A 13,726-nucleotide genomic window follows, 5' to 3' on the forward strand; every position below is an offset into this window, starting at 1 on the left:
GAAAAATTAACAATTAAAATCCTTTTTTCGTTTTAATTTGCCGGAACACTGAATTTTTCAAGAAGACTTATTACCTGTGCTGACCATTCAGTATCCCGTGTACCGGGAACAGGTTTTCCTTCCGGCATCATATTTACAGGGATATAGGAAGAGTCACCAAGTGCCCGTGAGATTTTTTTCCTTATGCATTTGTCCTCAAGGTCTCCATTACAGTAGATCATTACCCTTTTTTTAAGTGCTACACTTTTGTCAAATTCCGGATTATATTTTTTCAGAAACGGACATTGATCATAGTTGACACACATGGACATAATTTTTCTTTCATCGTTAAGACAGCATAAAAGTTTCTACGATTTCAAATTGCGAATTCTTTTGACATATTTTCCAATTTCAAATTTTCTTTCCAGCCCTTTGGCATTCATGTATCGGATTTTTCCAAATATTTCACGTTCTTTCCATGCACGGTCATGCTTTCCAAAACACCATGAAATTCCTGCATAGCTGTTTGGGTCACGCCCGTCAAGGGAGTATTTGTTATTTAGATAAACAGCAGTTTCAAACGCAGATTCTGGAGATTCAGACCATTCAATTATCTTTTTTCCCCAGTACATTCTCATATAACCATGCATTTTGCCTGTAATTTCCATCTCATTTTGTGAAGCATTCCAGTAATCATCATGTGTGTTTGCTGATTCAAGCTCATTTATCGAATAAATATATTCTCTTTTATCAAATCTATGCTCATTTAATGTATCAGTACACCATTTTGGAAGACCTTTGTATGAGTCATAATTTTTATTAAATACTGCAAAATTGATCGCAAGTTCACGTCTTACAATTAGCTGTTCGAGATAGTCATCAGGATTGAAAAAGCCTGAATGAATTATTTTTATTGCAATTTCAATCGGTGATATCTGACCAAAATGAAGATACGGACTCATATCTGACTGTATGTTTTTATGAGGATCGTTTCTCTCTTCTGAATATTTATCCAATTTTTTTGTTATGAAATTGTTTAAATGAGAATTTGCATTTGAATATCCGCCTTTGTAATATTTTGAGGGTTTTACATCATTTTTTACATCAGAGGTAATTAATAATTTTTCAATATCTGAAATGTCAATACAGTCTGTCAAATTTCCGGAATTATATTGTTTTACTTCATCTTTACAATCATTGTATTCATGAAGAAAAAGCGGTATTTTTCGATTGATTTTTTTTCTCAGTGTCGCGGCTGACCATTCCTCTTTATCTGATGCTTCATAGACCGGAACAACCACATCTGATTCAACCTGAATTAAAGGGCACCTTAAGCCTTTTGCAACATTGATTCTCCACTTTTTGTGTAGTTTTAAGTAACCACAGTCAGTCACTACAACAGATGCTGATTTTCCGACTTTGAGAACAAAGGAATCCGGTGATTCGTGTTTAAATGCAGTTGTGATATTCTGGTCGTTTAAATCTGATTGTACTTCTTTTAAGCCCTCAAGCAAAAAAACAAAGTGACGTTTGTTTGATTCAGGATAATTCGTATCAATTCCAAAGCAGACTACAAGTGGTTTGTCGTATAATAGTGACATCTTTTTTGCATAATCCAGTGCAAAATTGTATTTTGTTCTGACTGAGGACTGCATCCAGTAAAGGACATAACTGCCGTTTTGAACAGTTTTATCATTTAAAGTTCGGATTCGTCTTTCATCAATGACACTATTCATTGAGAGGCTAATTTATTTCTGTGCCAGATATAATTATCCGGTAATTTTCTAAAAGGGGTTATTTGAAAATTTTATTCAGAAAAATTTTCGGTATAAATATCATTTATCCTTTCAATTATTGCTATGAGATAGCCTCTGTTTATTAAATCAGCAATGTCTCCCGGAAAAAGTCTGTCTATTCTCACATGGACAGTTAAAATTTTTCTTATTGTTTCGATATCAGCAGAGGCAATAAGTTCCGGATGGCCAAAATATGTTTCTGCCTCGCCTGTCCATCCCTGCCATCTGGCATTTATAAGCCAGTTATTAAAGTACAAAACTTTTGTAAATTCTACTATTTCTTTGCATGAACCTGATTTTTCAATTTCATCTTTGTTTCTTTCAATTATTGTTTTGTTTTTAATATCCTCTGAAAATTTAATTACAGCTTCAAAATTTTCCCTTGTTGGGATTTCTCCTTCTTTATTCATTGACAACCCTAAACTTTTGGCTTTATTGTAAATATCCTTTAGGCTTAAATAATGTATGCCGATATTATATACATAAAAAAAATCAAAAATACAATTAAAAAAGTGATTAAATGATATCTGATACGGAAATTTTGTCTTATATTATTCTTCTAATAAGTGGTGTTACTGCAGGCATATTTTCCGGAGTAATTGGAATGGGTGGCGGAACAATTTTAGTTCCTGTTCAGTACAATCTTCTTTTCAATATATATTCAGTACATCCTGATATTGCTATGAGAACAGCTATTGCAACAAGTCTTGCTGTAACTCTTCCAACAGCCATCTCAAGTACATATGGTCACTTCAGGCATGGGATAAAAGTTCCAAAAATTGGTATTGTAACAAGTATCTGCGGGTTTGCAGGGGGTGTTTTTGGAGGAATTATATCATCGCATCTGGCCTTTTCAATACTTGCTCCACTCTTTGCATTTGTTATGTTTGCAATGGCAGTTATTATGATTAAATCCGGGCCGCCTATAGATTCAAACCAATCCCGAACAGAAATTTATCTATATGCATTAATAGGTTTTTCTGTAGGAATTTTGTCAGCCATGATTGGAATAGGAGGAGGTGTAATTCTTGCTCCACTTCTAATAATCTTTTGTAAAATTCCTCTGAAAATATCATCTGCAATAACATCGCTTTTTGTAATCGGCGTTTCGATTGGGGGATTGTTGCCTTATACTTTAATGGGAGGAAACCGTCTTTTAAATCAATTTATAACTATTGGATATCTTAATGTCACGTGGTGGATAATTATAGCTGTTTCATCAGTTATTTTTGCCCGTGTCGGAGTATTAATTCTATACCGGTTTAATACGAAATATGTCAGATATTTATTCATTTTACTGCTTATGTACCTTTCATTAAATCTTCTTGGAATCATCTGAAAACAATTTTCTTTGAAGATCTGGAAAGTATATATTTTTACAATTGATGAATATTATTGTGATAAAAACCTTTCAAAGTTTCCGGTTTTATTATAACTTTTAGAATCAAAAAAGAAGCAAATGGTAAGAATAGGAATAATCGGTACTGGAAATATGGGTAGTATGCTTGCCAGGAAATTGCTTGAGGCAGAAATTGTATCTGCTGATATGGTTTTGGTATATAACCACACACCTGAGAAAATGAATTTTCTTGTCAAATCAACTGGAGTTCGTTTTGCAAAATCCAATTGTGCTCTTGTTGAAGAATCTGATTTAATTTTCATCTGTGTAAGACCTGATGATTTTCTGCCTTTGATTTTAGAGATTAAACAGTTTTTAACCGAAGAAAAAACAATAATTTCTTTTGTATCTGATATTTCAATTCAAAAAATCAAAGAATGGTCAGGTCATGATGCAGTGAGAGTTATTCCATCCGTTACTTCAGAATGCAGATGTGGAATTTCTGTAATAAGTTTTGGAAAAAGCATATCACATTCCATCCAAAAACAAATAACCCTTCTTTTTAATTCAATCAGCGTCCCTTATGTTACAGATGAAGAAAACATGTCGTTTTTATCAGATATTACAAGCAGTTCACCGGCAATAATTGCGGCAATAATTCGTGAATATGTCCGTTCTTCTGTAAGAAGAGGTCATGTATCAGAATCAGATGCAGAATTATTACTAACCGAAACCTTAACTGGTACTGCACTTCTTCTTTCAGAAAAAAAGTTCAGTCTTGATTCTTTGATAGATAAGGTTTCTACAAAGGGAGGTATAACAGCAGAAGGTGTTAATATAATTGAAGAGAAGTCACCTGCCTTGTTTGAAGAAGTTCTTTTAAAAATGTCTGAAAAACACAATAACATTCAGAAAATCAATCTGAATAAAAATGAAGAATAAGATTATTTATCTAATTTTTATATTTTCAAGCTGTTCTATTAAATTTTTACTTCCAACATAAATCGGAGTTTTTTCGCTTGGCTTTTCAGGAACTTTTTTTAGCAGATCAGTTTTGCCATCAGATATTCTACCTCCTGCCTGTTTTGCAATGAAACCAATAGGATTTGCTTCATATACAAGTCTTAGTTTTCCAATACTGTTGTTTATTGTTGCAGGATAACAGTATATTCCGCCGTATTTTAATATCTGGTGAAAATCAGCAACAAATGATCCGGAATAGCGCAGTTTTCCTCCGTCTTTTTCAATTATAGAGATAAAATCGCCATGTTCATTAGTCCAGTCCTTTCTAAGCCCGCCGCTTCCATATATTTTTCCCTGAGGCATACTGACAGGCCCCTGCATCATCTGATAAACACCGTCTTTTAAAGCGAATATGTACACACCATCTCCAACTGTCAGTGTCAGGACTGTCATTGGACCATATAGCATATACATTGCAGTCCGCAGTTCATCTCCTAAACTTAAAGCATTTCCATTGTCATATATCCCAATTATTGTTCCAACACAGAGATTTACCTGAATGAGTGATGAGCCGTCCAGAGGATCCATTACAACTGCATAGTTTTCTTTGGCATCAGGATTTTTTACAATATCATCTTTTTCTTCAGAGGCAATTTCTCTGACAAGATTTGACTCTAAAAGAATTTTTGTTATGTGGTCATCTGACCATACATCAAGTGCCGCCTGTTCTTCTCCTGAAGCATTTTCTGTTCCGGCATAAGACTGGTTTTCAATAAAAGCTTCTCGTATTGGTACAGCCTGCATTGCAATTAATTCAATTAATTCTTTAAGACTGTCTTTGCATTCTGTTGTATCCAGATATTCCCTTAAAGTCGTCATGATAAAATCATCCAAACGTGTGTTCAAAGTATATATTAAATTTAATCAGTAAATGTATTTGCAAAAATACAACCTATAATTATTTTGATGTAATGTCTTATGATTCATCATAATATCTTATAAGACCTATTTTAAATGAGAGACCTTTTCCCCTGTTGCCTGCAACTCTGTCAGCAACAGTTATTCTTCCATTATAATGTTTTAAAAGTATAAATGCGGTATAAAGCCCAAGTGATTTAGCATCAAGATGAATATTTTCCTCATCAAAGTCTGAAAATAAAAGGAGTTTTTCTTCATCAGAAAGACCAGGTCCTGTTGACTCAACAGATAATATGACACTGTCTGAAACTGCTTCTGCTTCAATGATAATGTCAGAACTGTCTGTTCCTAAATCCAGCATGAAATTTATCAGATTGGCAAAAACTTCGGGTAAGTACTCATCAGAATAAACGCAGTATAATGAATCTGTATATTTAATTTTTATAGTAGGATATCTTGGAATAATTTTTCTTATTGACTCATCAAGAATGACTTTTTTTAACTGGATGTTAGAACTGTCTCCAATTTCACGGATAATCTTTAAATTATTTATAATAAGCCGGTTTTCATGAATATCTTTGCTCATCAGTTTAGCAAGCTCGTTTAAGGATTTTTTTGGATCTTTTATACTTTCAACAGAGCGCATTAAATTTTCATTCAAATCATTTATGTCATCCAAAATCAGGCCAAAACATTGTCTTGCCTCAATGCACTCTTTTTCAAGTTTATCCTGAAGCATTCCACGAAGAATTATATTGCTTATTTCCTTTCCTATTATCTCCAGGGTTTCTTTTTCAAATGATGTGAAAGTTCCTTCATATGCTTTTGCTGTATACAATGCACCAATTACGGTATTGTCAGATATAAGAGGTATTGCCGCATATGAAAGAGCACCTAAATTTTCAAGTATGTTTAAGTCATGTCTTGAGATTGTAACATCCGGAAGATTCTCTATATATTTTGCCTGGCCGGCATAGAAAATAAGGTTGTAAGGCCAGCTTCTGACATCAAGATTTTTCTGGCTCTCAATGAAAAAATGAGGGGCACCAAAAGCTGAGATAATATTTGCTGTTTTACCATCACTATTTTTAAGATATATGTAATTTATTTCAAAACCAAGGTGAGTTGAAATAATGTCAAGAACATTGTCAAGCATCCTGTTTAAAGTAAATGATGAATTTGCAGAGATTAATATTTCATTAAGTATTTCAAGCTGATAATTTCTAAGATCATTTCTTTTTACAGGATAATTTTTTGAATCCTCTTTTTCAAAGGCATAATCCCTGCTTTCGTCTTCATCGTCCAGGTATTTTGAAAAAGTTTTTTTAAAACCGCTTTTATATGCATTATTTTCAGGTGCTTCCAAAATATCTTCCAGAGGTTTTTTTGGCTCGGTTGCAGAGACAAGAATATTATTTGTTCCCGGTATTCTTATTGCAGTAAGAATGACTATCATTGATTTTCCTGATTCAAGAATTGTCTGAAATATAGATGTTTTTGGAGAATTATACGGATCACTTATTCTGTTTTTTAAGAATTTTTCCAAAGTTTCATTTTCATTATCTTCAAAGAGATCTTTTAGGAATAAATCTTTTTGAAAAACATTGAATTCTAGTTCAAACATTTTAAAAAAAATGGAGTTTGCAATAAAAATCTGTCCTGATTCCTTAAGGATTACATTTGCTCCTTTGGAAATATCAAATAAAAAAGAGGCAGAATCGTATGATTGTTCAAGGATTTTTGTCAGAATGTTATTTTCTGATTTAGAATCATAAATCATTTAATAAAACTCCTTTTTATTTATCGATTCAGGTTTTAAAATCTGGAAATTTTTGATTAATAAAACCTTTATTCTATTTAATAAATAGATGCCGCTTTTTATCCGACAGAACTTATCTAAAAATTATAATCTGTATTCAATGAAAAATGTCATTGGAATTGAGAAAGACTATCTCAGGAATACAATTTTGTTTGCAAATTTTATAGGAAACAAATCAAATTCTAAGATAATGAGAATATCTGAGAATATTTAAAAAAATGTTCATAAAACGTTCATGAAACCAAGGTTTCATGCAACAGTTTCATGTAAATCACAAAGTGATTTTCATGGGAAATCATTTTTCATTTTTGTTCAAGTATATTTATGATAGTTTTAACATCGCGGATATGGTACTGCCCTTTTGATGCCTGTGTTCCACAATGGCAATATATTAACATAGAGCCCAGAATCAAAAGAGGAATTCTTGCTCTTTTAAACTTTTCTCCCATTACACTTGTTATAACGGGTTTTTCTGCTTTTACTGTAAATTCTATAAAAGAAGCTATGTCAATTTCGTTTTCAGGTGTTACAACAATTTTAGGAATATCCCCATATTGCCTAAGCTCTTTTTCAATCTGCTTTAGTTCATCATATCCTGGCATATAATTAAGATGAACAGATGAGATAACTTTGGTTTTTCCTTTTCTTATTTCCGGTGCATATCCTGAAAAATCTCTTTCAATATCAACATAATCAACATAATTTAACCAGGGATCAATTTTTTCTCTCCAGTCTTCACGATTTTTTAAGAAACATCCCCCTTCCTTTTCACTCCGTATTGTTGCAATTGATAAAATATCATCATCATTTTTTTTGCACAGATTTAAAAGTTCATCCTCTAAAGGAGGGGATTTTATCATATCGATTCTGATTTCCCTAAAATCAGCATTATACAATAAAGCATCTTTCCATTCATCTGGTGTTGATAAAGAAAGGGCGGTTTTCAAAATTTTCACAATAACTTAATTTGTCATATTTCTCTAAATTGTTTTCCACTAATCAATAAAAAACATGAGATATAAAATGAAATTTCAAAGTCACGGTTGTTGGAGATCAATCAGATTAAATGTTATTTGAGCAATTTATGCATTTTTTATGTGAATCAAAACCCTTAACAAAAGAATTAGCATTTCCATATATCATATTGTAAACCTTCAAGTCTGAATAATACAAATAAATAACATCCGGTGATTTTTTGAAGGTTAATTTTGGAGGTTTTGTTCCATTAAGTACTGTTGACTGGCGCGGTAAGGCAGTCTGTACGGTTTTTTTGCGTGGATGTCCTGTGAGATGTCATTACTGTCATAATCTAATACTCCAGTCCGGCCAGGATTTTAGAGATACTGATGAAATTCTTGAAATGATAAAGGAGTCCAGGATGGTAATATCAGGAGTTATATTTTCAGGAGGTGAGCCTACCATGCAAAAGGATGCTCTTATTGAAATGGCTAAAAAATGCAAAGAAACAGGTCTTTTAACAGGTGTTCAGACAAATGGCGCATTTCCCGATACTCTTGAAAGCCTGATAAATCAGGGTCTTTTGGATTTAGTACATCTGGATATTAAAACAAGATGGGAACATTATCCAAAGCTTTTAAAAGTCAGACCGGAAACTATAGAAAATATAAAAAAATCCCTGGAAATCTGTAAAAAAGCACATTTTTCAGGAAAATTAAATGAGTTTCAGGTTGTCTGTACTCTGTTTCCAGGAAGAGAGGATGACGTTTTTTATATCTCTAAAGAAACAGAAGGTTTAGATTTAATTCTTCAGCAGGGTGTTGAAAATAGTATTATACCTTTAAAATTTGATGATCTTAAGAAAATTGCAGATAAAATTCACAGAAAAGTCAGAATCAGAACACGTGAAGACGGGGAAGTAACATATGAAAATAATCAGATAATTATAGCTGATTCAATTGTTTTAACAGATATCAGTCAGGCAAGAAGAAATTATTGAAAAGGATGTTTATTATTGAAAGGATGTTTATGAAACTAATATTTCATCTTCATTCGCTGTGAAGATCAGAATCTGGTTTTCATGATAAATGTCAGTTGGATATTTATTTCATAAACATTTTATGTGAAATTTCAAAATTAAACTAAAAAATAGACAGAAGAATCCGGAAATGTAACTTTCATGGAGAAATAAAATGCAGATAATAGGTGTCGTTGGTCTTCCTGCAAGCGGAAAGGGAGAATTTTCAAACATTGCAAAAAAATTGAATATTCCTGTAGTGGTTATGGGAGATGTCATAAGAAAGGCTGTGGTTGATGCAGGTCTGGCATTAAATGACAAAAACATGGGTGAAATGTCACGCTGTTTAAGGCAGGGGATGGGGATGGATGCACTCGCACAGCTTACAATTCCATTGATTGAACAAAATAATTCAAAAATTGTTTTGGTTGACGGAATAAGAGGTGATGCTGAAGTTACAACATTCACAAAACATTTTAAAAACTTCAGTCTTATTGCAGTAGAATCATCATTTGAAACTCGTTTGAAACGTATCTCTGACAGAAACAGAAGTGATGATCAGGCTGATGAAAACGCTTTACACAAGCGCGATGAAAGAGAAGCCGGATGGGGTCTTTTAACAGCCGTGGAGATGGCTGATTATATTATTGAAAATGAAGGAACAATTGAAGAATTCGAAGAAAAAGCAAAAAAACTGCTTGAGGAAATAAGGATTAAAAAATGACTCTTGATTTTTATTTTGCATCTTCATCAAAGGTCTGGTCATCTATTGAGTGGGTCTATGAGATTGAAGGGGCAGGTTATTCCGGATGGGAAATATCAGCCGATGGGAATTACCGTCTTGACAATCCGTTGCTATATTCAAAAATAAAAGAAGTTCTTGAAACAACTTCTCTTAAAGCCAGCGTTCATGCTCCTTTTGCTGATTTAAATCTTGGATCGCTTAATTATCCGATATATAAAGAGTCTGTACGACAGCTTAGTGAATGTGTCTCACTTGCGGCTGATATAACCGACCGCGTTACAATTCATCCTGGTTATCTTTCTCCTTCTGCAAAACTTGTTCCTGAAAAGGTTTGGTCACTCCATAAAGATGCCTTAAAAGAGATTGGAAAAATAGCTGAAGATTCAGGTGTGGTTGCATGCCTTGAAAATATGCCTGATATACCTGATTTTTTGTGCAAAGATCCTGATGAGATTTTTGGAATGGTTGATAATGTAGAAGGATTTGGTGTTACAATTGATCTTGGTCATGCAAATACTGTTGGAAAAAGTGATTTATTTCTTAAAAAGATAAATTTCGCAAAACATATTCATATACATGATAATTATGGAAAAAAAGACGAACATAGCCCGCTTGGCGGAGGAAATATAAACTGGGAAAAAGCGGGAGATATAATTAAAAAAAATTATTCAGGGATATGTGTTGTTGAAGGAAGAAGTATAGAAGAGGCAAAAATCAGTAATCAGGTAATAAAAAGGTGCTTTTCATGAGCGGAGAAACACTTCAGGTATATTTTTTGGGAACTGCGGGTGCCCTTCCTACACCAAATAAAAATCCATCCTGCTTTTTAATTAGACGAGGCTCTGATACAATTTTATTCGACTGCGGTGAAGGCTCACAACAGCAGATGATGAGGGCAAGAACAGGATTTACAGTAGATGCTGTTTTTATCACTCACTGGCATGCCGATCATTACCTTGGTCTTCCCGGACTTGTTCAGACAATGTCATTTATGGGGAGAAAAGAACCGCTTATGCTTTACGGACCAAAATGGATAGACGAATTTACTGAAAATCTTGAAGGAATATCTAAAACCAAGCTTGGATTTAAAATTATTCCAAACGAAATACGCGAGAACTCAGTAATTCCCTTTGATGGTTATACAGTTCGTGCTTTTTCTTCAAAACATGCAATGCCCTGCCTGGGTTATATTTTAGCTGAGGATGAGAGGCCCGGCCGCTTTGATCGCGAACAGGCAATATCACTTGGTATAAGACCCGGCCCCTTATTTGGAAAACTTCAGCGTGGAGATTCAATTAAGATAGAAAGAGATGGAAAGGAGATAGCCATCCATCCTTCAGATGTAATGGGTCCCCCGCGTCCTGGAAGAAAAATTGTTTATACCGGAGACACGCGCCCTGATTGTGATGATTGGATAAAATACGGAGAAGGTGCAGATCTTTTAATCCATGATTCTACATATGATGATTCGGAGAAAGAACGGGCAATAGAAGTTTTTCACTCAACAGCAGGGGAAGCCGGTGAAATAGCCTTTAAGATAAATGCTCAGCGTCTTGCTCTTGTACACATCAGTTCAAGATATACAAATATGACAAACCATATACGCGATGCAGGGAAACAGTATAGGAGTGAGATAATTGCACCGGAAGATCTCGATATGATCGAGATACCTTTCAGGGGATGATTAATTATGGGTGATGGTGATGAAGTTTCCGGTAGTAGACGAATATCAGCTTCACCTGTTTTTAATAGGTTTACTGGCTCTTTTTGCCAGTGCAATTGCGGCACTGGTTGCCGGAACATATCTTGGATCTGTTTCTGAAATTTTAGCATTCCTGCCGGGTTTATTAATTCTTGTTCCGCCATCAATAAACATGCGTGGAAGTATATCAGGCGTTTTAGCATCCAGGCTTTCTTCATCGATGCATCTTGGTGAATTTGAAATAAATTTTTCAAAAAGAAGTGTTTTAGGCTCAAATTCAAGAGTTTCGCTGGCAATTTCTATACTGACAGCGTTCATTCTTGGTTTTTTTGCATATATTATTTCATATTCCTTTGGATTTACAGATATTTCCGCTACAGACTATGTAATTATCTCCGTTTTATCCGGAGTAGTTTCAAGCCTTATTGTAATGGGTTTTGCTATTCTTATCATTCTTTTGAGCTATAAAAAAGGCATTGATTTGGATATGGTTGGATCGCCTTCTGTTACAACAGCCGCTGATCTTGTTACAATTCCGGTTTTGGTATTGACAGCATTATTCATTCTTGGTTTTCCTGCAGATGTTAGAAATATCTTCATGATTCCTGTCCTGATTTTTTTTATAATAAGTATAATCCTTGCATTTTTCTCCGGAGAAGAAATAAAATCAATATCAAAAGAGATGCTTACGTTACTGGTGCCACTCTCAGTAATCTGTATTTTTGCAGGAATCATTTATGCGGAAAATCTTGAAAAACTGATTGCTTTTCCTGCACTTTTAATTTTAATTACGCCGTTTACGGGAGGATGTGGATCAATTGGCGGAATTTTATGTTCAAGGCTTGCAACAGGTATTCATATGGGAGAAATACAGCCAAAATTAATTCCTCAAAAAGAGGTTTTATGGCATTTTTTGATGACATATCTTTATGTCTGCGCATTAATGCCGTTTTTGGCAGTAATTTCAGATTACTTTGCATTGCTGACAGGTTCTGAGTCACCGGGAGTTGCTACAATGCTTATAATAAGCGTTGTTTCCGGAATTATTGTAATCACATTTGTAAATTTTGTTGGCTATATTACAGCAGGTTTATCTTTTATGAAAGGATTTGATCCGGATAATTTTGGAATTCCTGTCATAACAAGTTTTATTGACCTTATCGGTGCATCAGTTCTTGTGTCAATAATTATTCTTTTCATATAACCGCAATACTTACAAATATCTATTTAGCAGAACAATAAATACTAGACTATAAACATATGACAGAATTAGAATATCAGCCAGTCAGTTTCAAAGATGTTTTAATTGAAATGAAAGACATCGCTGAATTGATGGTTGATCTGGCCTATTCTGCAATCCTTTTTGAGAATAAGGATATTGCACATGAAGTTTTGAACCTTGAAGAGAGTATGAATCAGCTTGTATATCAGGCGAGAATTCAGAGTATTCTTGGTGCAAGAAGAGTGGATGAAGCAGAGTCCATGAGTGGAATGTTGCAGGTAGCAGAAGCTACTGAAAAAATTTCAAATTCTGCTTCAGAGATTGCGACAATTATTCTTAAAAATGTAAAATTCCCTGCAAAACTAAGGCAGGCACTTCCTGAAGCAGAGGAAGTGACTATCAGAGTTAAAGTTCAGGAAAACAGTCAGATTGACGGTAAAACACTGGGTGAAGAAAAACTCCAGAGTACAACCGGCATGAGGGTAATTGCTATCCGGAGAGGAGTTTCCTGGATATATGATCCTGGAAGAGATACGAGAATTCTTGACGGAGATATCCTTATTGCAAAAGGTCTTGAGGGCGGTTTACCTCTTTTTTATGAAAAAGCAGGAATTACCCCCAGAAAGGTTGAAGAAGAATCAGAAGATGCAATAGTATCTGACCTGGACAGAGCAGTTTCTTTGATAATTGAAATGAAAGATCAAAGTGAGCTTGCAGTAGGGCTTGCGTATAGTTCTCTTCTTTTTGACAGCAGAGAGGTTGCTGATGAGGTTGTAGCACTTGATTCCCAAATGGATGACATGAGATACAAGCTTGATCTCTGGATACTTGAAGCCGCAAAAAGAATTTCAAATGTGGAATATTTAAGAGGGCTTTTATACATGTCTTCTTTTGCAGAAAATATCAGTAATGCTGCATCTTCAATTGTTGATGTCATCAGAAGAGATATCGAAATTCCGCCGGTATTTAGAAAAATTGTCCGTGAATCTGACGAAATCATTACAAAGGTTTCTGTTGGCAAAGATTCCTCTCTTCAGGGCAAGACTCTAAAAGAAGCATCTCTTGAGACTGTAACAGGCATGGTCGTTCTTGCAATAAACAGTAAAAACCGCTGGAAATACCAGCCTGGTAAAAATGATATTATTCATGCCGATGATGTGATAATTGCCAAAGGCAGACGCGATGGAGAGTGCAGACTACATAATCTCTCCGGAAAAATCGAAACATAAAAAAAACCAAAACATAAAATTTGATTAAAAAAGGAGCAT

General features: G+C 34.4%; 14 protein-coding genes. 8 read left to right on the forward strand and 6 right to left on the reverse strand.

Annotation, left to right across the window (positions count from 1 at the left end; all coding sequences use genetic code 11):
- Window positions 1-32 precede the first annotated feature (32 nt).
- From L1994_RS05060 to L1994_RS05070, 3 genes are all read right to left on the reverse strand, one after another.
- Window positions 33-311, reverse strand: a complete 279-nt coding sequence (locus tag L1994_RS05060; protein WP_278100595.1) for a hypothetical protein — start codon at window positions 309-311, stop codon at window positions 33-35.
- Between the two features lie 36 nt (window positions 312-347).
- Window positions 348-1,715 carry a deoxyribodipyrimidine photo-lyase gene (locus tag L1994_RS05065; RefSeq protein WP_278100596.1) on the reverse strand — a complete coding sequence of 456 codons (1,368 nt, stop codon included), beginning with the start codon at window positions 1,713-1,715 and terminating at the stop codon, window positions 348-350.
- Window positions 1,716-1,786: 71 nt separating this feature from the next.
- Window positions 1,787-2,185 carry a DUF6508 domain-containing protein gene (locus tag L1994_RS05070; RefSeq protein ID WP_278100597.1) on the reverse strand — a complete coding sequence of 133 codons (399 nt, stop codon included), beginning with the start codon at window positions 2,183-2,185 and terminating at the stop codon, window positions 1,787-1,789.
- A 110-nt stretch (window positions 2,186-2,295) separates the two neighbouring features.
- Between L1994_RS05070 and L1994_RS05075 the strand changes: the two genes are divergently transcribed.
- Both L1994_RS05075 and L1994_RS05080 read left to right on the forward strand, forming a co-directional pair.
- A complete protein-coding gene (locus L1994_RS05075; protein WP_278100598.1) occupies window positions 2,296-3,114 on the forward strand; it encodes a sulfite exporter TauE/SafE family protein in 819 nt (272 codons plus the stop codon).
- A gap of 120 nt (window positions 3,115-3,234) precedes the next feature.
- A complete protein-coding gene (locus L1994_RS05080; RefSeq protein ID WP_278100599.1) occupies window positions 3,235-4,056 on the forward strand; it encodes a pyrroline-5-carboxylate reductase family protein in 822 nt (273 codons plus the stop codon).
- Window positions 4,057-4,062: 6 nt separating this feature from the next.
- Here L1994_RS05080 and L1994_RS05085 read toward each other — a convergent pair whose 3' ends face one another.
- The 3 genes from L1994_RS05085 to L1994_RS05095 form a co-directional block, all read right to left on the reverse strand.
- Complete coding sequence (locus L1994_RS05085) at window positions 4,063-4,956, reverse strand: class 1 fructose-bisphosphatase (protein WP_278100600.1); 894 nt, start codon at window positions 4,954-4,956, stop codon at window positions 4,063-4,065.
- A 97-nt stretch (window positions 4,957-5,053) separates the two neighbouring features.
- Window positions 5,054-6,775, reverse strand: coding sequence for a sensor histidine kinase (locus L1994_RS05090; protein WP_278100601.1), 1,722 nt, complete (start codon window positions 6,773-6,775; stop codon window positions 5,054-5,056).
- Window positions 6,776-7,116: 341 nt separating this feature from the next.
- Window positions 7,117-7,770 carry a type I 3-dehydroquinate dehydratase gene (locus L1994_RS05095; RefSeq protein ID WP_278100602.1) on the reverse strand — a complete coding sequence of 218 codons (654 nt, stop codon included), beginning with the start codon at window positions 7,768-7,770 and terminating at the stop codon, window positions 7,117-7,119.
- 239 nt (window positions 7,771-8,009) lie between these two features.
- Between L1994_RS05095 and L1994_RS05100 the strand changes: the two genes are divergently transcribed.
- The 6 genes from L1994_RS05100 (at window position 8,010) to L1994_RS05125 (ending at window position 13,687) form a co-directional block, all read left to right on the forward strand.
- Window positions 8,010-8,771, forward strand: a complete 762-nt coding sequence (locus L1994_RS05100) for an anaerobic ribonucleoside-triphosphate reductase activating protein (protein WP_278100603.1) — start codon at window positions 8,010-8,012, stop codon at window positions 8,769-8,771.
- Between the two features lie 193 nt (window positions 8,772-8,964).
- Complete coding sequence (locus L1994_RS05105) at window positions 8,965-9,513, forward strand: AAA family ATPase (RefSeq protein ID WP_278100604.1); 549 nt, start codon at window positions 8,965-8,967, stop codon at window positions 9,511-9,513.
- Entirely contained in the window at window positions 9,510-10,283 is a 774-nt protein-coding gene (locus L1994_RS05110) for a sugar phosphate isomerase/epimerase family protein (protein WP_278100605.1), read from the forward strand. The genes L1994_RS05105 and L1994_RS05110 overlap by 4 nt, the downstream gene beginning before the upstream one ends.
- The gene (gene rnz, locus L1994_RS05115; RefSeq protein WP_278100606.1) at window positions 10,280-11,218 is read left to right on the forward strand and encodes a ribonuclease Z; all 939 of its coding nucleotides are present in this window, start codon (window positions 10,280-10,282) and stop codon (window positions 11,216-11,218) included. The genes L1994_RS05110 and rnz overlap by 4 nt, the downstream gene beginning before the upstream one ends.
- A 19-nt stretch (window positions 11,219-11,237) precedes the next feature.
- A complete protein-coding gene (locus tag L1994_RS05120) occupies window positions 11,238-12,440 on the forward strand; it encodes a magnesium transporter (RefSeq protein WP_278100607.1) in 1,203 nt (400 codons plus the stop codon).
- Window positions 12,441-12,496: 56 nt separating this feature from the next.
- The gene (locus L1994_RS05125) at window positions 12,497-13,687 is read left to right on the forward strand and encodes a potassium channel family protein (protein ID WP_278100608.1); all 1,191 of its coding nucleotides are present in this window, start codon (window positions 12,497-12,499) and stop codon (window positions 13,685-13,687) included.
- Window positions 13,688-13,726: the final 39 nt, after the last annotated feature.

It is taken from the genome of Methanomicrobium antiquum (assembly GCF_029633915.1).
In the GTDB taxonomy this organism is placed as follows: domain Archaea; phylum Halobacteriota; class Methanomicrobia; order Methanomicrobiales; family Methanomicrobiaceae; genus Methanomicrobium; species Methanomicrobium antiquum.

Bases quoted from the DNA above. Each gene is read 5' to 3' on its own strand.
- L1994_RS05080 (WP_278100599.1), top strand. From the start codon at position 3,235: ATGGTAAGAATAGGAATAATCGGTACTGGAAATATGGGTAGTATGCTT.
- L1994_RS05125 (WP_278100608.1), top strand. From the start codon at position 12,497: ATGACAGAATTAGAATATCAGCCAGTCAGTTTCAAAGATGTTTTAATT.
- L1994_RS05090 (WP_278100601.1), bottom strand. From the start codon at position 6,775: ATGATTTATGATTCTAAATCAGAAAATAACATTCTGACAAAAATCCTT.
- L1994_RS05110 (WP_278100605.1), top strand. From the start codon at position 9,510: ATGACTCTTGATTTTTATTTTGCATCTTCATCAAAGGTCTGGTCATCT.
- L1994_RS05065 (WP_278100596.1), bottom strand. From the start codon at position 1,715: ATGAATAGTGTCATTGATGAAAGACGAATCCGAACTTTAAATGATAAA.
- L1994_RS05085 (WP_278100600.1), bottom strand. From the start codon at position 4,956: ATGACGACTTTAAGGGAATATCTGGATACAACAGAATGCAAAGACAGT.
- L1994_RS05060 (WP_278100595.1), bottom strand. From the start codon at position 311: ATGTCCATGTGTGTCAACTATGATCAATGTCCGTTTCTGAAAAAATAT.
- L1994_RS05075 (WP_278100598.1), top strand. From the start codon at position 2,296: ATGATATCTGATACGGAAATTTTGTCTTATATTATTCTTCTAATAAGT.
- rnz (WP_278100606.1), top strand. From the start codon at position 10,280: ATGAGCGGAGAAACACTTCAGGTATATTTTTTGGGAACTGCGGGTGCC.
- L1994_RS05120 (WP_278100607.1), top strand. From the start codon at position 11,238: ATGAAGTTTCCGGTAGTAGACGAATATCAGCTTCACCTGTTTTTAATA.
- L1994_RS05070 (WP_278100597.1), bottom strand. From the start codon at position 2,185: ATGAATAAAGAAGGAGAAATCCCAACAAGGGAAAATTTTGAAGCTGTA.
- L1994_RS05105 (WP_278100604.1), top strand. From the start codon at position 8,965: ATGCAGATAATAGGTGTCGTTGGTCTTCCTGCAAGCGGAAAGGGAGAA.